At 73.0% G+C, this 17,561-nt stretch carries 18 protein-coding genes and 1 pseudogene; 10 read left to right on the forward strand and 9 right to left on the reverse strand.

Features of this window, described 5'->3' with window-relative positions; genetic code table 11:
- Positions 1 to 13: 13 nt before the first annotated feature.
- Entirely contained in the window at positions 14 to 700 is a 687-nt protein-coding gene (locus tag IEZ05_RS17815) for a pyridoxamine 5'-phosphate oxidase family protein (RefSeq protein ID WP_189231122.1), read from the reverse strand.
- Between the two features lie 35 nt (positions 701 to 735).
- Here IEZ05_RS17815 and IEZ05_RS17820 point away from each other — a divergent pair, with 35 nt between their 5' ends.
- Positions 736 to 2,067 (forward strand): aminotransferase class I/II-fold pyridoxal phosphate-dependent enzyme, encoded by a 1,332-nt coding sequence (locus tag IEZ05_RS17820; RefSeq protein WP_189231123.1) that lies wholly within the window; start codon positions 736 to 738, stop codon positions 2,065 to 2,067.
- Positions 2,068 to 2,279: 212 nt separating this feature from the next.
- On the opposite strand, the gene IEZ05_RS17825 is transcribed toward IEZ05_RS17820, so the two are convergent.
- Positions 2,280 to 3,287 (reverse strand): DMT family transporter, encoded by a 1,008-nt coding sequence (locus IEZ05_RS17825; RefSeq protein WP_189231433.1) that lies wholly within the window; start codon positions 3,285 to 3,287, stop codon positions 2,280 to 2,282.
- Between the two features lie 38 nt (positions 3,288 to 3,325).
- Between IEZ05_RS17825 and IEZ05_RS17830 the strand changes: the two genes are divergently transcribed.
- On the forward strand, positions 3,326 to 4,228 hold the full coding sequence (locus IEZ05_RS17830) for a LysR family transcriptional regulator (protein WP_189231124.1): 903 nt from the start codon (positions 3,326 to 3,328) through the stop codon (positions 4,226 to 4,228).
- A 10-nt stretch (positions 4,229 to 4,238) separates the two neighbouring features.
- On the opposite strand, the gene IEZ05_RS17835 is transcribed toward IEZ05_RS17830, so the two are convergent.
- The 3 genes and pseudogenes from IEZ05_RS17835 to IEZ05_RS17845 all read right to left on the reverse strand — a co-directional run bounded on the left by IEZ05_RS17835 (position 4,239) and on the right by IEZ05_RS17845 (position 6,920).
- Positions 4,239 to 4,706 (reverse strand): pyridoxamine 5'-phosphate oxidase family protein, encoded by a 468-nt coding sequence (locus IEZ05_RS17835; RefSeq protein ID WP_189231125.1) that lies wholly within the window; start codon positions 4,704 to 4,706, stop codon positions 4,239 to 4,241.
- A 52-nt stretch (positions 4,707 to 4,758) separates the two neighbouring features.
- Positions 4,759 to 5,208: a Rieske (2Fe-2S) protein gene (locus IEZ05_RS17840; RefSeq protein ID WP_189231126.1), complete on the reverse strand. Its 450-nt coding sequence runs from the start codon at positions 5,206 to 5,208 to the stop codon at positions 4,759 to 4,761.
- Positions 5,209 to 5,310: 102 nt separating this feature from the next.
- Positions 5,311 to 6,920, reverse strand: a pseudogene (locus IEZ05_RS17845) (amidase family protein).
- Between the two features lie 187 nt (positions 6,921 to 7,107).
- On the opposite strand from IEZ05_RS17845, the gene IEZ05_RS17850 reads away from it, so the two are divergent.
- The 3 genes from IEZ05_RS17850 (at position 7,108) to IEZ05_RS17860 (ending at position 9,801) form a co-directional block, all read left to right on the forward strand.
- On the forward strand, positions 7,108 to 8,565 hold the full coding sequence (locus IEZ05_RS17850) for an MFS transporter (RefSeq protein WP_189231434.1): 1,458 nt from the start codon (positions 7,108 to 7,110) through the stop codon (positions 8,563 to 8,565).
- 100 nt (positions 8,566 to 8,665) lie between these two features.
- Complete coding sequence (locus IEZ05_RS17855; RefSeq protein ID WP_189231127.1) at positions 8,666 to 9,421, forward strand: HipA family kinase; 756 nt, start codon at positions 8,666 to 8,668, stop codon at positions 9,419 to 9,421.
- Positions 9,418 to 9,801, forward strand: a complete 384-nt coding sequence (locus IEZ05_RS17860; protein ID WP_189231128.1) for a DUF3037 domain-containing protein — start codon at positions 9,418 to 9,420, stop codon at positions 9,799 to 9,801. The genes IEZ05_RS17855 and IEZ05_RS17860 overlap by 4 nt, the downstream gene beginning before the upstream one ends.
- 20 nt (positions 9,802 to 9,821) lie before the next feature.
- On the opposite strand, the gene IEZ05_RS17865 is transcribed toward IEZ05_RS17860, so the two are convergent.
- Entirely contained in the window at positions 9,822 to 10,721 is a 900-nt protein-coding gene (locus IEZ05_RS17865; protein ID WP_189231129.1) for a hypothetical protein, read from the reverse strand.
- 271 nt (positions 10,722 to 10,992) lie between these two features.
- On the opposite strand from IEZ05_RS17865, the gene fabG reads away from it, so the two are divergent.
- The 5 genes from fabG to IEZ05_RS17890 all read left to right on the forward strand — a co-directional run bounded on the left by fabG (position 10,993) and on the right by IEZ05_RS17890 (position 15,761).
- Positions 10,993 to 11,754: a 3-oxoacyl-ACP reductase FabG gene (gene fabG / locus IEZ05_RS17870; RefSeq protein WP_189231130.1), complete on the forward strand. Its 762-nt coding sequence runs from the start codon at positions 10,993 to 10,995 to the stop codon at positions 11,752 to 11,754.
- A gap of 11 nt (positions 11,755 to 11,765) precedes the next feature.
- A complete protein-coding gene (locus IEZ05_RS17875; RefSeq protein ID WP_189231131.1) occupies positions 11,766 to 12,527 on the forward strand; it encodes an SDR family oxidoreductase in 762 nt (253 codons plus the stop codon).
- A 201-nt stretch (positions 12,528 to 12,728) separates the two neighbouring features.
- The gene (locus IEZ05_RS17880) at positions 12,729 to 14,315 is read left to right on the forward strand and encodes an ABC transporter substrate-binding protein (RefSeq protein WP_189231132.1); all 1,587 of its coding nucleotides are present in this window, start codon (positions 12,729 to 12,731) and stop codon (positions 14,313 to 14,315) included.
- Between the two features lie 104 nt (positions 14,316 to 14,419).
- Entirely contained in the window at positions 14,420 to 15,103 is a 684-nt protein-coding gene (gene ung / locus IEZ05_RS17885; RefSeq protein WP_189231133.1) for a uracil-DNA glycosylase, read from the forward strand.
- Positions 15,104 to 15,236: 133 nt separating this feature from the next.
- Positions 15,237 to 15,761 (forward strand): hypothetical protein, encoded by a 525-nt coding sequence (locus IEZ05_RS17890; protein ID WP_189231134.1) that lies wholly within the window; start codon positions 15,237 to 15,239, stop codon positions 15,759 to 15,761.
- Between the two features lie 11 nt (positions 15,762 to 15,772).
- On the opposite strand, the gene IEZ05_RS17895 is transcribed toward IEZ05_RS17890, so the two are convergent.
- The 3 genes from IEZ05_RS17895 to IEZ05_RS17905 form a co-directional block, all read right to left on the reverse strand.
- Entirely contained in the window at positions 15,773 to 16,264 is a 492-nt protein-coding gene (locus IEZ05_RS17895; RefSeq protein WP_373298801.1) for a hypothetical protein, read from the reverse strand.
- 112 nt (positions 16,265 to 16,376) lie between these two features.
- Positions 16,377 to 16,889: a DinB family protein gene (locus tag IEZ05_RS17900; protein WP_189231135.1), complete on the reverse strand. Its 513-nt coding sequence runs from the start codon at positions 16,887 to 16,889 to the stop codon at positions 16,377 to 16,379.
- A gap of 49 nt (positions 16,890 to 16,938) precedes the next feature.
- The gene (locus tag IEZ05_RS17905) at positions 16,939 to 17,538 is read right to left on the reverse strand and encodes a TetR/AcrR family transcriptional regulator (RefSeq protein WP_189231136.1); all 600 of its coding nucleotides are present in this window, start codon (positions 17,536 to 17,538) and stop codon (positions 16,939 to 16,941) included.
- Positions 17,539 to 17,561: the final 23 nt, after the last annotated feature.

A 17,561-nucleotide genomic window follows, 5' to 3' on the forward strand; every position in this document is an offset into this window, starting at 1 on the left:
CGGTGGACCGGCATCACGGCGCGGTCAGGTAGGCGGGCAGCCCGGTGCCCGGCTCCAGGCCCGGGTCGGCGACCGGGGCGTCGTAGCCCTTGCGCAGCGGGACGAGGCCGGCCCAGTGGGGGAGGGCGAGGTCCTCCGGCTCGTCGTTCACGCCGCCGGTGCGGAGCTTGGCGGAGACCTCGTCCAGGTCGAGGCGGATCACGGCGGTGGCGGCCAGCTCCTTCTTGTTGGCCGGCCGGGAGTCGTGCGAGCGGCCGGGTACGACATGGTCGACCAGGGCGTCCAGAGCGGTGCGCTTCTCCTCCGGGTCCGTCACGTCGTAGGCCGTGCCGTGCACCACGACCGACCGGTAGTTGATCGAGTGGTGGAAGGCCGAGCGGGCCAGCACCAGCGCGTCCACGTGCGTCACCGTCAGGCACACGGGCAGGCCCGGGTCCGCCTGGCCCGTCATTCGCAGCGGGCGCGAGCCCGTGGAGCCGTGCACGTAGAGGCGCTCGCCGACCCGGCCGTACAGCGTGGGCAGGACGACGGGGGCGCCGTCGCGGACGAAACCGAGGTGGCAGACGTAGCCCTCGTCGAGTATCGCGTGCACCAGCTCCTTGTCGTAGGAGGCCCGGTCGGCGGAGCGGGTGGGGACGGTGCGGTCGGTGGGCGAGTAGGCGGTGGCGGGCTGCGACGGCGTCTGCGTGGTCCCCTGCATGGCGCTCTCCATTGCACTAGTGCATAATCGGGTTTGTGCTAGGAGAGTATCGGATCACGGGACGTGGTGCAGCGGAGATTTCCGCGAGCGTCGAACGCGCGGTGGGCGCGGGCGAGCTGGTGCCGGGGCAGCCCCTGCCGCCGATGCGGGAGTTGGCCGAGCGGCTGGGGGTGAATCCCAACACCGTCGCCGCCGCCTACCGCACCCTGCGGGAGCGCGGGGTCATCGAGACCGCCGGACGCCGGGGCAGCCGGGTGCGCGCGAAACCGGCCACCACGGGGCGCGAGTTCATCCGCGTCGAGGTGCCCGAGGGCGTGCGCGACATGTCCGAGGGCAATCCGGATCCGGCGCTGCTGCCCGCCCTCGGCCCGGTGTTCGCCGCGGCCGCCGGGCAGGGCGACCGGGAGCCGGTGCTGTACGGGCACGCGCCCGTCGAGCCGGAGCTGGCGCGGCTGGCGCGGGCCGGAATGGACGCCGACGGGGTGCCGGACGGACCCCTGGCCGTCACGTCCGGCTCCCTGGACGCGATGGAACGCGTGCTCGCGGCACACCTGCGGCCCGGCGACGCCGTCGCCGTCGAGGACCCGGGCTGGGGCAGCCTGCTCGACCTCGTGCCCGCGCTCGGCCTGCGCACGGTCCCCGTCGGCGTCGACGACGAGGGGCCGCTGCCCGACGACGTGCACCGGGCCCTGGCCGCCGGTGCCCGCGCGCTGGTCGTCACGGACCGCGCGCAGAACCCGACGGGCGCCGCACTCAGCGCCACGCGCGCGCGTGCCCTGCGGTCCGTCCTGCGGGACCACCCGGAGACACTGCTGATCGAGGACGACCACGGCCACCGCATCGTCGACCTGCCGCTGCACCCGCTCGCCGGTACGACGCACAGCTGGGCCTTCGTCCGCTCGGCGGCCAAGGCCTACGGGCCCGACCTGCGGCTCGCCGTGCTCACCGGCGACGCGGTCACGCTCGACCGGGTGCGCGGCCGGCAGCGCCTGGGCCCCGGCTGGGTCAGCCGCATCACCCAGCGGGCGGTGGCGCTGCTGTGGGCCGAGGGCGCGGTGGACGCGCGCGCGGTGGCGGCGGCGTACGGGCGGCGCCGGGACGCGCTGCTCGGCGCGCTCGGACAGTGCGGCGTCGAGGCGCACGGACGCAGCGGCATGAACGTGTGGATCCCCGTGCCGGACGAGACCGGCGCCGTCGCCCGCCTGCTGCACGCCGGCTGGGCCGTGGCACCCGGCGCCCGCTTCAGGATCGGCGCCCCGCCCGGCATCCGCATCACCGTCTCGACCCTGGCCGACGGAGAGGAACGGCCCCTGGCGGACGCGGTCGCGAGGGCGCTGGGGCCGGGGCAGGGGCGGCGCTACGCCTGACGCGTCCAGGGCGGCGGCGGTACGCGGTACGCGGTACGGGCTACGCGGCCGGACCGGGCCGGGCGGCGCTCCACCGGACCGTTTCTGATCGGACCGGTCCGGGAACAGTGCCGGATACCGCGTGGCCGGGCCGTGCCGGCGTATACCGACGGTGCAGGGGGTCCCGCTCGGCCGGGGCGGCGCCGCGTCCGCCGCGGGCGGCCGGCGCGTGGTCAGACCGTCGCCTTCCGGGGTTCCCGGGCCGGACGCGCCGGCTCGGCGGGGCGAGGTGTCCTGGGCCGTGCCTGGGTCAGTGCCGCGCCCGCGAGGACGACGACCGCGCCGACCGGGGTCGACCAGGACAGCGACTCGCCCAGCAGGGCGACGCCCGCGGCCGTGGCGATGACCGGGGTGAAGTACGTGACCATCTGGGCCGTCGTCGGGCCCACTTCGGCCACCAGGTCGTACTGGATCAGGAAGGCGAGCCCGGTGCCGAGCGCGCCCAGCGCCGCGACCGCCAGCACGGGCAGCACCGGAAAGTGCGTCGGCGCCGACGTGACCAGCGGCGTCACGACCGCCAGTTGCAGCGTCGCGAGCAACAGCTGCGCTCCCGTCAGGGACAGGTGCGAGTGGCTCGAGCCGGCCAGGGTGCGGCGGACGTAGATCCAGCCGACCGGATAGCTCAGCGAGGCGAGCAGAGCCAGCGCCGTGCCCGTGACGTCCAGGCCGTGGAAGCCCTGCCAGACACCCAGCACCGTCAGGACACCCAGGAAGCCGATGCCGAGGCCGGCCACCCGCAGCCGGGTCGGCCGGTCCTCGGACAGGGCGACCAGCGACAGGGCCATGCCCCACAGGGGCGAGGTCGCGTTGCAGATGCCCGCCAGGGACGACGGGATCGTCAGCTCGGAGTAGGCGAAGAGGGAGAACGGCAGCGCGTTGAGCAGGAGACCGGCGACCGCCAGATGCGCCCACGTCCGCGCCCCGCGCGGCAGCCGCTCCCGCTTCACCGCCATCACCACGGCGAGGACCGCCGTACCGAACACCAGCCGGCCCAGCGTGACCTGGAACGGGGCGAAGCTCTCCGTGCCCACCTTCATGAAGAGGAAGCTGAAGCCCCAGATCAGGGCGAGGACCCCGAAGCGCAGGCGCCAGTCGAGGACGCGGCGGACCCGGCGGGGTGCGGGGGAGGACGTGACGCTGCTCATGGAGGCAACGATGCGGCAGCTTTTCTCGTAGCACAATCGATATTTCACGCCCGGTATCTCGTAGCATCGCTTATATGTTGAACCTGGAGCGCCTGCGCACCCTCGACGCCCTCGCCCGGCACGGATCGGTCAGCGGCGCCGCCGAGGGCCTGCACATCACCACCTCGGCCGTCTCCCAGCAGATGTCCAAGCTGGAGCGCGAGGTCGGCCAGCAGCTCCTGGCCAAGAACGGCCGGGGCGTGCGGCTGACGGACGCGGGCCGCCTCCTCGCCGAGCACGCGGCGCGCATCCTCTCGCAGGTCGAGCTCGCCCAGTCCGACCTCGAGGCGCACCGCGGGCAGGTGGTGGGCGAGCTCCGGCTGTCGGCGTTCCCGACCGCCGCCCGCGGGCTGTTCCCCGCCGCACTGTCCGCCCTGCGCGCCGGGCATCCCGCCCTGCGCATCCGCTCCAGCGAACTGGAACCGGAACGCGGCATCCGGGGGGTGGTGCGCGGCGACCTCGACCTGGCCGTCGTGCTCGACTGGTACAACAAGCCGATGCCGCTGCCCGACGGCCTGGTCAAGGCTCCGCTCCTGGACGATCCCGCCGACGTGGCCATGCCGGCCGGCCACCGGCTCGCCGGACGGGACGAGGTGGACCTCACCGAGTTCGCCGAGGACGAGTGGATCACGTGGGCCGAGGGCGAGTTCTGCCACGAGTGGCTGATGTTCACGCTGCGCTCGAAGGGCATCGAACCGATCATCGGCCACCGTGCCGCCGAGACCCACACCCAGCTCGGCCTGGTCGCCGCGGGGCTCGGCGTGTGCATCGCCCCGCTGCTCGGACGCCATCCGATGCCCTCCGGCGTCGTCACCGTGCCGCTGCGGCAGCGGGCGCGCCGGCACGTGTACGTCGTCTGGCGCGCGGACGCCGACCGCCGCCCGTCGATCCGGGCGGCGGTGGAGGCGCTGCGGGCGGCGGCGGGACGGCTCGGCTGACCCTTCCGGCCTACCGGGACGACAGTTTGCGGAAATCCCAGGTGACGATCTTCTCGGGCGTCAGCCGCAGCCAGGCGTGGCGGCCGTCGTGCGGCATCTCGTCCAGGCCGAAGTTCTTCCGCGCGAACAGCGTCTCGGGAAGGTCCAGTTCGGCACAGAGCTCGCCGGTGCGCGGTGCCTCGCCCACGAACTCGGCGCGGCCGGACAGCTCCGCGCCCCGCAGCTCGTTGTACTCCTCCCCGGTGTCGACCACGATCGCCACCCGCGGGTCGCGCCGCAGGTCCGCCCAGCGCCTGCTGCGCACGACCGAGTACAGCCACATCGAGGAGCCGTCCCAGGCGAACCAGAGCGTGCTCACGTGGGGCGCGCCGTCCGCCGAGACCGTGGCGACCCGGCAGGTGCGCTGGGCGGTGAGGAACGCGTCCAGCTCACCGGACGTCATCATGATCTTCCGGCCCCGGCGTTGCGCGACGGTCATGCGATCCCTTCTTCACACGTCGTGTCGGTCGACCGTGTCTCCGCTGTCCCCTTCACGCCGGCGTGATCGAGTCCCCGCTGACCGTGATCTGCACGGCGGGCAGCGGCTTGGTGGCCGGGCCGCCCTGCACACTGCCGTCCGTGATGGAGAACCTGCTGTTGTGGCAGGGGCAGTTGATGACGCCGTCGGAGACGTCCTTCACGGCGCACCCCTGATGGGTGCAGACGGCCGAGAAGGCCTTGAACTCGCCCGCCGTGGGCTGGGTGACCACGATCTTCCGGTCGGCGAAGACCTTCCCGCCCCCTTCGGGGATGTCCGCGGTCGCCGCGAGCGCGCCACCGGCTCCGGCGTTCTCGCCCCCGCCGGTCGCGGACTCGCTCGACGCGTCGTCGTCCGAACCGCCGCACGCGGTCAGGGCGACGGCGAGTCCCGCGGCCCCGGCCGCCGCCACGACCGTACGACGAGCCGGTCCGGACGCGGGGTGAAACGATGCGCTGGTCATGCTGATGACGTTCCCTTCCGGGGCTGGATGCGTGATCTGCCGAGAGGTACGGCCGTGGAGCACGTGCTGTTCAGTCCTGTCGTGATGCCGTCGGGTCCGTTGTCACCGGCCGTTTCGCGGGGCCGTGCCGGCCGGTACGGAGGGCAGGTACCGGGGGGCCCGCCAGGCGTCCAGCCGGTGCTCCACCGCCGCACCCAGCGACAGCAGTTCGGCGTCCTGACGGTCGCCGGCCATCAGCAGCAGTCCGACCGGCAACTCGTCCACGAATCCGGCGGGCACGGACAGCGAGGGGTACCCGGCCACGGCGGCCGGGGTGGAGGACGGGATCACGTCGTTGTCGCCGCGCGCGCAGTCGGTCGTCCAGGCGGGCGGGTTCGCCGGGGAAGCGATGGCGTCCAGGCCGTGCGCGTCCATGGTCTCGTCGATGGACCGCCGGGACAGGTCCCGCAGCTCGGCGCGCATGGCCCGGTATCGCGGGTCGGTGGTCGACGGCGCGACCAGGGCCTGCTCGAACAGTTCCTGGCCGGCGAAGCACGTCTGCTCGGCCGGGTGCGTGCGGTTGAACGCGATCAGCTCGGCGAGGTCCCGGGGCCCGCCGCGGGTGGCGAGGTTGCGTCGATGTCCCGGTGGAACTCGCTCAGCAGCGCTGGGAATTCGAGTGCGGCGAGTCGGTCCTGGTACGGCGGCGTCACCTCGACGACCTGGGCGCCCGCGGCACGCAGGTCCGCCGCGGTACGGGTCATCAGGGCGTCCACCGCGGTGCCGAGGGACGGCAGCCGCCACAGGCCGATCCGCTTGCCGCGCAGGGCGCCGGGGCGGGTGGCCGCGTCCACGAGGCCGGAGGTGCCGGCGGTGCGCCGCCCGCTGAGCACCGAGAAGGTGAGCGCGGCATCGACCACGTTGCGTGCCATGGGACCCGCCGTGTCCTGCTCGGCGGAGATCGGGACGACGCCCGACTGGCTGACCAGGCCGAGACTCGGCTTGTGGCCGACCACTCCGTTCATCCCGGCCGGGCACACGATGGAGCCGTCCGTCTCGGTGCCGATCGCCACCTGCGTCAACGACGCGGCGAGCGCGGCAGCCGAGCCGGAGGACGATCCGCACGGATTCCGGTCCAGGACGTACGGGTTGTTCGTCTGGCCGCCCACCGCCGACCAGCCCGAGGTCGGCTTCGCCGCGCGGAAGTTGGCCCACTCGGACAGATTGGCCTTGCCGAGGACCACCGCGCCCGCCTCCCGCAGCCTGCGCACCAGCTGCGCGTCCTTGTCCGGCGGACTGCCGGCGAGAGCCGTCGACCCGGCCGTCGTCGGCATGTCGCGGGTGTTCACATTGTCCTTCAGCAGCACGGGGATGCCGTCGAGCGGGCCGCGGGTCCTGCCGAGCCGGTGCCGGACGTCGCTCGCAGCGGCCTGTCGCAGGGCCGTCGGACTGGTGCGCAGGACCGCGTTGATCTTCGGGTCGATGGCCTTGATCCGTCGGAGGTACTCCATGGTCAGCGCCGACGAGGTGAGGGACCCGCGGTTCATGCGCGCCTGTAACTCGGGGATGGTGACCGTGTCGAGGTCCACCCCCCGCGGCAGGGGCGATGCGGAAGGTCTCGGGGAGCCGCCGGCACCCGGTTCGGCGGCTTCGGCGCGGTGGCCGGGCGCGCCCGCCAGAAGGGCGGGCATCACCAGGGCAGTGGTCAGTAGCGCGAGGCTTCTTCTGCTCATGGGGGCCAGCCCACTGCATGGGTTCGTTCCGGCGCAAGAGGCCGCCACTTCGCCGCCGTCGGACCGATGACGCCCCTGCCGCTTCCCGCGAGCGCTCCGTGGCCGACACCGGCAGGCTGGAGGCGTGAGCGGAAACGGAGACGGCCCGGACGGTCTGCGTCTGGCGTCGGCGCGCGGGCGCTGGGTCATGGCCTGTGTCGTGCTCGCGTCCGGCATGGCCATGCTCGACGGCACGGTCGTCAACGTGGCCCTGCCCAGGATGGGGCGTGACCTCGGCGCTTCGCTGTCCGTGCTCCAGTGGGTCGTCAACGCCTACATGCTGACGCTGTCCGCCCTGATCCTCTGGGGCGGCGCGCTCGGCGACCGGATGGGCAGACGGCGCACCCTGCTGCTGGGCGTCGCCTGGTTCGCCGGGGCCTCGGCACTGTGCGGCCTCGCGCCCAACGAGTACGTGCTGATCTGCGCCCGTGCCCTCCAGGGGGTGGGCGGCGCGTTGCTCACACCCGGCTCGCTGGCGCTGGTACGGGCGTCCTTCCACCCCGACGACCAGTCGCGCGCGGTGGGAGCCTGGTCCGGCCTGACCGGTGTGGCGGGCGCCCTCGGGCCGTTCCTCGGGGGCTGGCTGATCGACGGGCCGGGGTGGCGGTGGATCTTCCTCATCAACGTGCCCCTCGCGGTCGCCGTCGTGCTGATCGCCGTCGCCTTCGTACCGGAGAGCCGCGACCCCGCCGCGGCCGGACGCCCCTTCGACACGCTGGGCGCGTGTCTCGCGGCAGTGGCGTTGGGCGGCGTGAGCTATGCGCTGATCAGTGCCTCGTCGGGCAGTCCGGTCGTCCGCGTCGTGCTTCCGGCGGTGGTCGCCGTAGCCGCCGGGGCGGCCTTCCTCGGGGTCGAACGCCGGGCGAGGAACCCGATGATGCCGCTCTCCCTGTTCTCCTCCCGGCTCTTCTCGGCGACCAACGGGATGACGGTGTACCTGTACGCGGCCATCGGCGGAGTCCTGTTCCTGCTGCCTGTCCAACTGCAGACGGCGCTCGGGTACGACGCGCTGGAGGCCGGTCTCGCGACGATGCCCATCACCGTGCTGATGCTCCTGCTCTCCGCCCGGGCGGGCGCCCTGGCCAAACGCATCGGGCCCGCGGTTCCGCTGATCACGGGGCCACTGGTGGCCGCGGCCGGAGCGTCGCTGCTGCTCCGGGTCGGGCCCGACTCCGCCTACGTACCGGACGTTCTCCCCGCGGTACTGGTGATGGGCCTGGGCATGAGCCTGTTCGTGGCGCCGCTCACGGCGACCGTCCTGGCCTCCGTCGACGCCGAGCACGCCGGGCTGGCGAGCGGGGTGAACAACACCGCGGCACGGGTGGCCCAACTGCTGATCGTCGCCGCGCTGCCGCTCCTGGTGGGCCTCTCCGGCGACGCCTACACCTCCGGTGCCGCGGTGAACCGCTCCTTCCACCGCGCCGCCGTCGTGACCGTCGTGCTCTTCCTCGCCGCCTCGGCGACGGCTGCCCTGTTCGTCCGGCCCCGGCGCGTACGCCACCGGGTCGAGACCGCCCCGCCTCCCGTCTGCCGCTCCCACCTCTCCCTCACCTGCCCGCCCCTGGAACCCGGGCCGGACGCCTCCCGGCAGCATCCACGCCGGTGATCACCCTCGGTTACTATGCTCACTTCATGCCCGAGGCCGGAAGCAAGGGGCCGACGGCCCGTGACGGCTGCACGGCTGAAGAGACGGATGGCCCGGGAGAATGCTGAAAGAGGTCACCGCGACCCGCTACATCACGCCCCTGCGTGAGGGGGGTTCGCTGCCGGGACTCGTCGAGGCCGACGACCTCGGGACGTACGTCCTCAAGTTCACCGGCGCGGGGCAGGGCCGCAAGACGCTCGTCGCCGAGGTGGTCTGCGGCGAACTCGCCCGCCGCCTCGGCTTCCGGGTGCCGCGGCTGGTGACCGTCGACCTCGACCCGGTGCTGGGGCTCGGCGAGCCGGACCAGCAGGTGCAGGAACTCCTCAAGTCCAGCGGCGGCACCAACCTCGGCATGGACTTCCTCTCCGGCGCGCTCGGTTTCGACCCGCTGGCCTTCGAGGTGAGCCGGGAGGAGGCCGGGCGGATCGTGTGGTTCGACGCGCTGGTGAACAACGTCGACCGCTCCTGGCGCAACCCGAACCTGCTGCGGTGGCGGGGCGACGTGTGGCTCGTCGACCACGGCGCCACCATGATCTGGCACCACAACTGGCCCGGCGCCGAGGCCTCGGCCGCCCGTCCGTACGACGCCCGCGACCACGCCCTCGCGCCGTTCGCGCCCGACGTCCGCTCGGCCGCCGCCGCGCTCGCGCCCCTCGTCACCGAGGACCTCCTCGCCGAGGTCACCGCCGAGATCCCGGACGTCTGGCTGGCGGACGAGCCCGGCTTCGCGACGCCCGACGACCTGAGGCGGGCCTACGCCCGGCCGCTGCTCGCGCGGGCCGCCACGATCCACGACCGCATCGAGGGGGGCCGGTGAACGACCGTCACGTCTACGAGTACGCGCTGCTGCGCGTCGTGCCGCGGATCGAGCGCGGCGAGTGCGTCAACGCGGGCGTGCTCGTGTACTGCCGGGCCGAGTCCTACGTCGGTGCCCGCACCCATCTCGACGAGGGCCGATTGCTCGCCCTCGACCCGCACGTGGACCTGCCCGGCGTGCGCGCCGCGCTGCGCGCCGTCGAGGGCGTGTGCGCCGGCGGGACCGCCGCGGGGCAGGCGGCCCCCGACGATCCCGGCCGCCGCTTCCGCTGGCTGATCGCCCCCCGCTCCACGATCGTCCAGCCGGGCCCCGTGCACACCGGCCTCACGACCGACCCGGCCGCCGAGACGGAACGGCTCCTCGGCCTGCTGGTGCGGTAGGCGTCCCGCGTGCCCGGGGGTCAGGCGCGCCGGCGGCGCTTCAGCACGTAGGCCGAGGCGAGCGCGGCGCTCGCGACGCAGCCCACGCCGATGCCGACGTCCCAGCCGGTCGGCCCGGTACCGGAGGCGCCGCCCAGTCCGCCCCGGGTGCCGAGCGTCGGCGTGACGGCCGGGGAGGTCGCGGGACCCGGTACGGCGGTGGTGACCGGAGCCGGTGTGGTGCGGGCGGGACGCGGTGTGGAGGTCGCGGAGACCGTCGGGAACGAGTCCCGCCGCGGCGACACCCCACCGGCCGCCCCGCCGTCGGCCTCCCTGGCAGCGTCGATCCGGCCGATGCCGTTTCCGCCTTGGCCGTTGCCACCCTGGCCGTGTCCGCCTTGGCCGTTGCCACCCTGGCCGTGTCCGCCTTGGCCGTTGCCACCCTGACCGTTTCCGCCTTGGCCATTTCCACCTGGGTCGTTTCCCCCCAGGCCGTTTCCGCCCTGGTCGAGACGCCCCTCGTCGGGGCTGCCCGGGTCGAATCCGCCCTGGCCGGTCCCGCCCTGGTCGAGCCGTCCCCCGTCGGGGCTGCCCTGGTCCGGGCGGTACTCGTCGAATCCGCCCTGCTCGGGCCGGTACTCCTCGAATCCGCCGGCGTCGGGACGGCCGGGATCGGCTCCGCTTCCGTCGGGCCGTCCCTCGCCGGACGGGCCGTCGCCGAGCGCGTCCGCAGAGAGCCCGTCCGGGGAGAGCGGTTCAGGGGTGAACGGGCCAGGGGCGAACGGGTCCTGGTCGCCCGGATCGCTGTCGAAGACGGACTGGGCCGCCCTCTGGTGGGTGAGAGTCCAGGAGTCCAGCTCCTGGGGGTGTGCGGGGTCGGCCAGCGGCACGATCGCGGCGATCGCGACGGCTATGCCTGCGGCACCGGTACGACGGCGCATGGACGCCTCCTTTCCGGCCACGAAGGGCTCGGCCTCCGACGCTAGGGGCCCAGCGCCGCGCGGGCCCGCAGCGCTGGGCCGTCCGGGGGAGTCCGGCGCGGCCGGTGCGCCGGGGAACGAGGTAATGGATCACACCGGCCCGGTGTCCCGTTGACACCGGGTGCCAGGGCTTCTAGCGTCACGTCTGCGGAAGGTACTAAGCGGTCGCTCACCCATGGGCGTGCCGAGGGGCCCCGCACGGGCCGCATCCCCAGGACGAGGAGAAGCAGCAATGTCCACCAATGAGCAGCGGGTCGCCGTCGTCACCGGAGCCGCGCGCGGCATCGGTGCCGCCACCGCCGTACGACTGGCCGCCGAAGGCCGCGCCGTCGCCGTGATCGACCTCGACGAGGCCGCCTGCAAGGACACCGTGGAGAAGATCACCGCGGCTGGCGGCAAGGCGATCGCGGTCGGCTGCGACGTCTCCGACGAGGCGCAGGTCGAGGCGGCCGTCGCCCGGATCGCCGAGGAGCTGGGCGCGCCCACGATCCTCGTCAACAACGCGGGCGTGCTGCGCGACAACCTGCTGTTCAAGATGAGCGTCTCCGACTGGGACACCGTCATGAACGTGCACCTGCGCGGCGCCTTCCTGATGTCGAAGGCGTGCCAGAAGCACATGGTGGACGCCGGCTTCGGCCGCATCGTCAACCTCTCCTCCTCCTCCGCGCTCGGCAACCGCGGCCAGGTCAACTACTCCGCCGCCAAGGCCGGTCTGCAGGGCTTCACCAAGACCCTCGCCAAGGAGCTCGGCAAGTTCGGCGTCACCGCCAACGCCGTCGCCCCCGGCTTCATCGCCACCGAGATGACCAAGGCCACCGCCGACCGCGTCGGCATGGGCTTCGACGACTTCAAGGCCGCCGCCGCCACCCAGATCCCGGTCGCGCGCGTCGGCGAGCCCGAGGACATCGCCAACGCCATCGCCTTCTTCACCGGCGAGGCCGCCGGCTTCGTCTCCGGCCAGGTGCTGTACGTGGCCGGCGGACCGCTCGACTAGGGAACACGGACATGACTGAACTCCCCGCACTCTCCGGCAAGGTCGCGCTCGTCACGGGCGCCAGCCGCGGCATCGGCTACGGCGTCGCCGAGGCGCTCGTCGCGCGCGGCGACCGCGTCTGCATCACCGGCCGCAACGAGGACGCCCTGAAGGAGGCCGTCGAGAAGCTCGGCGCCGACCGCGTCATCGGCGTCGCCGGCAAGGCGCACGACGAGGCCCACCAGGCCGCCGCCGTCGACCGCACGATGGAGGCCTTCGGCCGCGTCGACCACCTGGTCAACAACGCCGGCACCAACCCGGTGTTCGGGCCGATCGCCGACCTCGACCTGAACGTCGCGCGCAAGGTCTTCGAGACCAACGTGATCTCGGCGCTCGGCTTCGCCCAGCGCACCTGGCACGCCTGGCAGAAGGACAACGGCGGCACGATCGTCAACATCGCCTCCGTCGCGGGCCTGTCGCCCTCGCCCTTCATCGCCGCCTACGGCGTCAGCAAGGCCGCGCTGATCAACCTCACCGCGCAGCTGGCGCACGAGTTCGCGCCCGGGGTCCGGGTCAACGCGATCGCCCCGGCCGTCGTGAAGACCAAGTTCGCCGCCGCCCTGTACGAGGGCCGTGAGGAGGAGGCCGCCGCGGCCTACCCGCTGGGCCGGCTCGGCGTGCCCTCCGACATCGGCGGCGCCACCGCGTTCCTCACCTCGGAGCAGTCCGCCTGGGTCACCGGCCAGACCCTCGTGGTCGACGGCGGCATCTTCCTGAACGCCGGCGTGGCCTGACACGACCCCCGCGGCACGTCACCGCGGCACGGGCGCCATGGACAGTGATGGCGCCCGTGTCCGCGTGGTGAGATCATCCGGGCCATGACAACGTAGTCATCGCGAAAATGATCAAAACCCCTGTTCACAGGGGAGTTCAGGGAGCCCGGTGCTGCGGTATGGTCTGCCGACCCTTGGTACGGCGGATCGAGGAGCGTGCGCGTGTTCAACCGGAACCGATGCCTGCGGAGTGCCGCGGCCATCGCGTCCATATCGTCGCTGATCACCGGATGCGGCATCCTGTCGTCCGACAGCTCCGAGGACGAGGGACCGATCGTCGTGGGTACGACCAGCGCGCCCAGCACGCTGGATCCGGCGGCCTCGTGGGACGGCTCCTGGGAGCTGTTCCGCAACATCTACCAGACGCTGCTCAGCTACCCCAACGGCGCGACCGCGCCCCAGCCCGACGCCGCCAAGAGCTGCGCGTTCACCGACGCGGCGAACCAGGTCTACCGCTGTGAGCTGCGCGACGGCCTGACCTTCTCCAACGGGCACGCGCTGGACTCGCAAGCGGTCAAGCACTCCATCGACCGGATCAAGCAGATCAACGTCAACGGCGGTCCCGCCGGTCTGCTGGGCAGCCTCGACCGGGTCCAGGCGCCCAGCGAGCACGAGGTGGTCTTCCACCTCAACAAGCCCGACGCCACCTTCCCGTTCGTGCTCGCCACGCCGGCGATGTCCATCGTCGACCCCGCCGGGTATCCGGCGGACGCGCTGCGCGAGGGCGACGGGATCGTCGGCTCCGGTCCGTACACGCTCCAGTCGTACCAGGACGGGGAGCGGGCCGAACTCGTCCGCAACGACCGCTACCGGGGTTACGCGGAGCGCCACAACGACGCGGTGACCATCCGGTACTTCAAGGACTCCGCCGGCATGGTGAAGGCGCTGCGCGACCATGAGATCCAGGCCACCTACCGGGGTCTGGCGGCCGACGACATCATCACGCTCCAGGGCAAGGCCGCCAAGGAGGAGGACCTCCAGCTGGTCGAGGGCACCGGTGCGGAGATCAGCTACCTGGTGTTCAACCCGAAGGACCCATGGGCGAGCCGCAAGCCCGTGCGCCAGGCCGTCGCCCAGGTGATCGACCGCGCGGCGATCGCGCACAAGGTCTACCAGGACACCGTCGACCCGCTGTACTCCATGGTCCCCAAGGGCCTGACGGGCCACACCACGGGCTTCTTCGACGACTACGGCGACCCCAGCATCTCCAAGGCCCGCGGCATCCTCTCCGACGCGGGCATCACCGAGCCCGTCCCGCTCACCCTCTGGTACACCACCGACCGCTACGGCTCGGAGACCGAGGGCGAGTTCAAGGAGCTCAAGCGGCAGCTGGACGACTCCGGCCTGTTCACGGTGACCCTCAAGAGCCGGCCCTGGAAGACGTACGTCGAGGGGTACCAGAAGGGTGAGTACCCGGTGTTCGGCCGCGGCTGGTCCCCGGACTTCCCGGACGCCGAGAACTTCATCGCCCCCTTCGTCGGCGAGCAGAACGCGCTCGGCACGCCGTACCCGGCCCCGGAGATCACCGGCGAGCTGCTGCCCCGGTCCCGGCGCGAGAGCGACCGCGCCAACGTGGAGAAGGACTTCGAGCGGGCGCAGCAGATCCTCGTGAACGACGCGCGGCTGCTGCCGCTGTGGCAGGGCAAGCAGTACGTGGCCGCGAGCAACGACATCTCGGGCGCGGAGCGGGCGCTGGACCCGTCGACGATCATGATGATGTGGCAGCTGTCGCGGAAGACCAGCTGGTAGGCGACCTGCTCCCGGCCCGGCCCAGCGCCCCCGGGAGCTGATTGTCAGTGGTCGCCGGTAGGTTCTGAGGACTGGAAGCGACCGCACACCGTAAGGAAGTTGACGTGACCGACATCGCCATGCTGCCCGAGTCCTGGCGCGAGGTGCTGGGCGACGAACTGCAGAAGCCCTACTTCAAGGAGCTGACGGAGTTCGTCGAGGAGGAGCGGGCGAACGGCCCCGTCTATCCCCCGCGCGAGGAGGTCTTCACCGCGCTGGAGGCCACGCCGTACGACCAGGTGAAGGTGCTGGTCCTCGGGCAGGACCCGTACCACGGCGAGGGGCAGGGCCACGGGCTGTGCTTCTCGGTCCGGCCGGGGGTGAAGGTGCCGCCGTCGCTGCGCAACATCTACAAGGAGATGCACGCGGAGCTGGACATCCCGATCCCGGACAACGGCTACCTCATGCCCTGGGCGAAGCAGGGCGTCCTGCTGCTCAACGCGGTGCTCACGGTCCGGGCCGGCGAGGCGAACTCGCACAAGTCCCGGGGCTGGGAGCTGTTCACCGACGCGGTGATCCGCGCGGTCGCCGGCCGGCCCGACCCGGCGGTGTTCGTGCTGTGGGGCAACTACGCCCAGAAGAAGCTGCCGCTGATCGACGAGACGCGGCACGTCGTGGTCAAGGGCGCGCACCCCTCGCCGCTGTCGGCGAAGAAGTTCTTCGGTTCCCGCCCGTTCACGCAGATCAACGAGGCGGTCGCCGAGCAGGGCCACGAGCCGATCGACTGGTCCCTCCCCAACCTGGCCTGACCCGGGGGACGCCCCGACGGACGGGGACCGGTCGTCCGCCGCCGGCCCGCGAGTCACGGGCCGCCTGACCTGGAAGACCGGTGCCTGCCGTTAGCGTCGTCGGGGACAGCCGACGAGGGGCACGGAGGACGTGGTGGCCAAGGGACAGGAGCAGGCGGCGCCGGACGCGGTACTGACGCGGATCGGGCAGGTCGTCATGCTGCACCATGCCGGCGACCGCGAGGAGGCCCGGCACCGCTATCTCGTCCTGTGGGCGGAGATCGGTGAGCACGGCGACCCGCTGCACCGCTGCACCCTGGCCCACTACCTGGCCGACACCCAGGACGATCCGGGGGACGAACTGGCGTGGGACTTGAGGGCCCTGTCCGCCGCCGAGGAACTCGCCCAGGACGACGCCGCCGAGCGGCACGGGGACAGGGCCGCCGCACGCGCCCTGTATCCCTCGCTGCACCTGAACCTGGCCGCGGACTACGACCGGCTCGGTCACCGCGAGGCCGCCCGGCTGCATCTGCGGCGGGCCCGCGGCGCGGCCGAGGCGCTGGCCGACGACCGCTACGGCGAGGGTGTGCGGGCGGCGATCCGCCGGCTGGAGACGCGGCTCGGCGACCCGGGTCCCGCGACGGACGGCCCATGGGGGCCACCGCGCCGGCGGCCGTAGGCGGCGAGGTCTCAGCGGCCGTACGTCTGCTCGCAGATGGCCGCCTCCGGGCTGCCCGGCCGCCAGCCCCCGTACTGCCTGCCCAGGGAGCACACGTCCGACTGCGTGCCGGTGCCTCCGCCGGTCAGACTCGGAACGTCGGGGGCCTCGACGCGGGGCTTCTGAGAGGTGCCGCCCGGCCGCCGGGGTGCCTCGGGGCGTGCGGGCCGTGACCGCGGCTCCGGACGGGCGGCCGGAGGTTCGCTCCGCGCCGGGGCCGTCGGGCGTGCCGTGCGGCGCGGTTCCTCCGAGGCGTCGCCGGGGGACGGGGTGGGGCCGATCATCTCCAGCGCCTCACGGGCGGGGGCCTGCACCACCCGCGGGTCGGCCGGGCCGTCCGGGCGGCCGGCGGACGGGCGGGCGCCGTCCGCCGGGCCGGATGCGGGCTGGACCGTCGTACAGCCGGACAGGGCCGAGACAGCCACGGTCACCAGAAGCGTTGCGGTGGTCGTCGTTCGATGCACCCGCGTCACTCTGGCGGGTCGGGCCCGCTCCGCGACGGCGGACGAGCGGAGGTTGCCCCGCACGGGTGATCTCCCGCCCCGTACGGAGGCCTCGCGCCCGCCGCGGGTGACGTCAGTCGCCGGTGGCGCCGTCGAGGCACTCGCGGATCAGGTCGGCGTGGCCGTTGTGCCGCGCGTACTCCTCGATCAGGTGCGTGTGGATCCAGCGCAGGTTGTACCGCTCGCCGGTACGCCGGTGCTTCCCCCGGGACATCTCGTCGAGGCGGAAGGCGGCCGCATGGCGCCGGGCGGCCTCGATCTCGGCTTGCCAGGTGGCGTACGCGTCCTGCCAGGTGTCCGCCTCGGTCAGGTGGAACTCGCCGTCGGGGTCCTCGTCGCTGTAGTAGATCGGCTCGGCCTCCTCGGCCGCCAGCACCCTGCGGTACCAGCTCCGCTCCACCTCGGCCATGTGCCGCACCAGTCCCATCAGGGACAGGGAGGAGGGGGCCACGGCGGCGGTCCGCAGCTGCTCGTCGGTCAGGCCTTCGCACTTCCAGGCGAGGGTCTGCCGGTGGTAGTCCAGCCAGCCCTCCAGCATGGCGCGTTCGTCGGCGTCGGTCGCGGGTTCGCGGCGGTCGGTACTCATGTCCGCATCCTCGCCCAACCCCGCGTGATCCACCAGGGAATTGTGCGGGTCAGCGGCCCAGCATCCCGTCCATCAGCTCCCGCAGACCCGCCCGCACCTCGTCCGGCCCCGGCACCTCGGCACTGAAGGACCCGGCCACGCAGGAGAACATCAGCCCGTCCGCCCAGGCGACGAGGGACAGCACATGACGGGCCGGGTCGGCCGAGCCCATCGCCGTGACGAGGGCGCCGAGCTGCTCGCGGAAGCGGGCGCCGGTGGCGTCGAAGTAGGCCCGCAGTTCGGGTCGGCGCGTGGCTTCCAGGGCCAGTTCGTAGCGGGCCAGGGTGAGTTCGCGGTTGCGGGTCAGGGCACGGTGTGTCGCCAGCGCCAGCGCGTCCACCAGCGCGTCGAGGCCGTCGCGCGGGTCCGGCATCTCGTGCAGGGCCAGTACCCGCGCCTCCCGCTCGGCCAGCCGCCGCACCGCCAGCTCCAACAGGGCCTGCCGGGTCCGCGCGAGGTTGGACGTGGAGCCCTGGGGGAGTCCGGCCGCCTCGTCGACCGCGCGGTGCGTGAGCCCGCGCATCCCGCGCTCTGCGAGCAGGGCGAGCGCGGCGTCGGCTACGAGGCCGGCGCGGGCGGCGCCGGTGGCGGGTGCGGTGCGGACAGGCATACGGCCAACCTACCTGGCGCACT

The organism is Streptomyces flaveolus, from assembly GCF_014648815.1.
In the GTDB taxonomy this organism is placed as follows: Bacteria; Actinomycetota; Actinomycetes; order Streptomycetales; family Streptomycetaceae; genus Streptomyces; species Streptomyces flaveolus.

Excerpts from the sequence above, each read along its gene's own strand:
- IEZ05_RS17815 (WP_189231122.1), bottom strand. The coding sequence starts at position 700 with ATGCAGGGGACCACGCAGACGCCGTCGCAGCCCGCCACCGCCTACTCG.
- IEZ05_RS17830 (WP_189231124.1), top strand. The coding sequence starts at position 3,326 with ATGTTGAACCTGGAGCGCCTGCGCACCCTCGACGCCCTCGCCCGGCAC.
- IEZ05_RS17835 (WP_189231125.1), bottom strand. The coding sequence starts at position 4,706 with ATGACCGTCGCGCAACGCCGGGGCCGGAAGATCATGATGACGTCCGGT.
- IEZ05_RS17840 (WP_189231126.1), bottom strand. The coding sequence starts at position 5,208 with ATGACCAGCGCATCGTTTCACCCCGCGTCCGGACCGGCTCGTCGTACG.
- IEZ05_RS17850 (WP_189231434.1), top strand. The coding sequence starts at position 7,108 with ATGGCCTGTGTCGTGCTCGCGTCCGGCATGGCCATGCTCGACGGCACG.
- IEZ05_RS17855 (WP_189231127.1), top strand. The coding sequence starts at position 8,666 with ATGCTGAAAGAGGTCACCGCGACCCGCTACATCACGCCCCTGCGTGAG.
- IEZ05_RS17865 (WP_189231129.1), bottom strand. The coding sequence starts at position 10,721 with ATGCGCCGTCGTACCGGTGCCGCAGGCATAGCCGTCGCGATCGCCGCG.
- fabG (WP_189231130.1), top strand. The coding sequence starts at position 10,993 with ATGTCCACCAATGAGCAGCGGGTCGCCGTCGTCACCGGAGCCGCGCGC.
- IEZ05_RS17875 (WP_189231131.1), top strand. The coding sequence starts at position 11,766 with ATGACTGAACTCCCCGCACTCTCCGGCAAGGTCGCGCTCGTCACGGGC.
- IEZ05_RS17900 (WP_189231135.1), bottom strand. The coding sequence starts at position 16,889 with ATGAGTACCGACCGCCGCGAACCCGCGACCGACGCCGACGAACGCGCC.
- IEZ05_RS17905 (WP_189231136.1), bottom strand. The coding sequence starts at position 17,538 with ATGCCTGTCCGCACCGCACCCGCCACCGGCGCCGCCCGCGCCGGCCTC.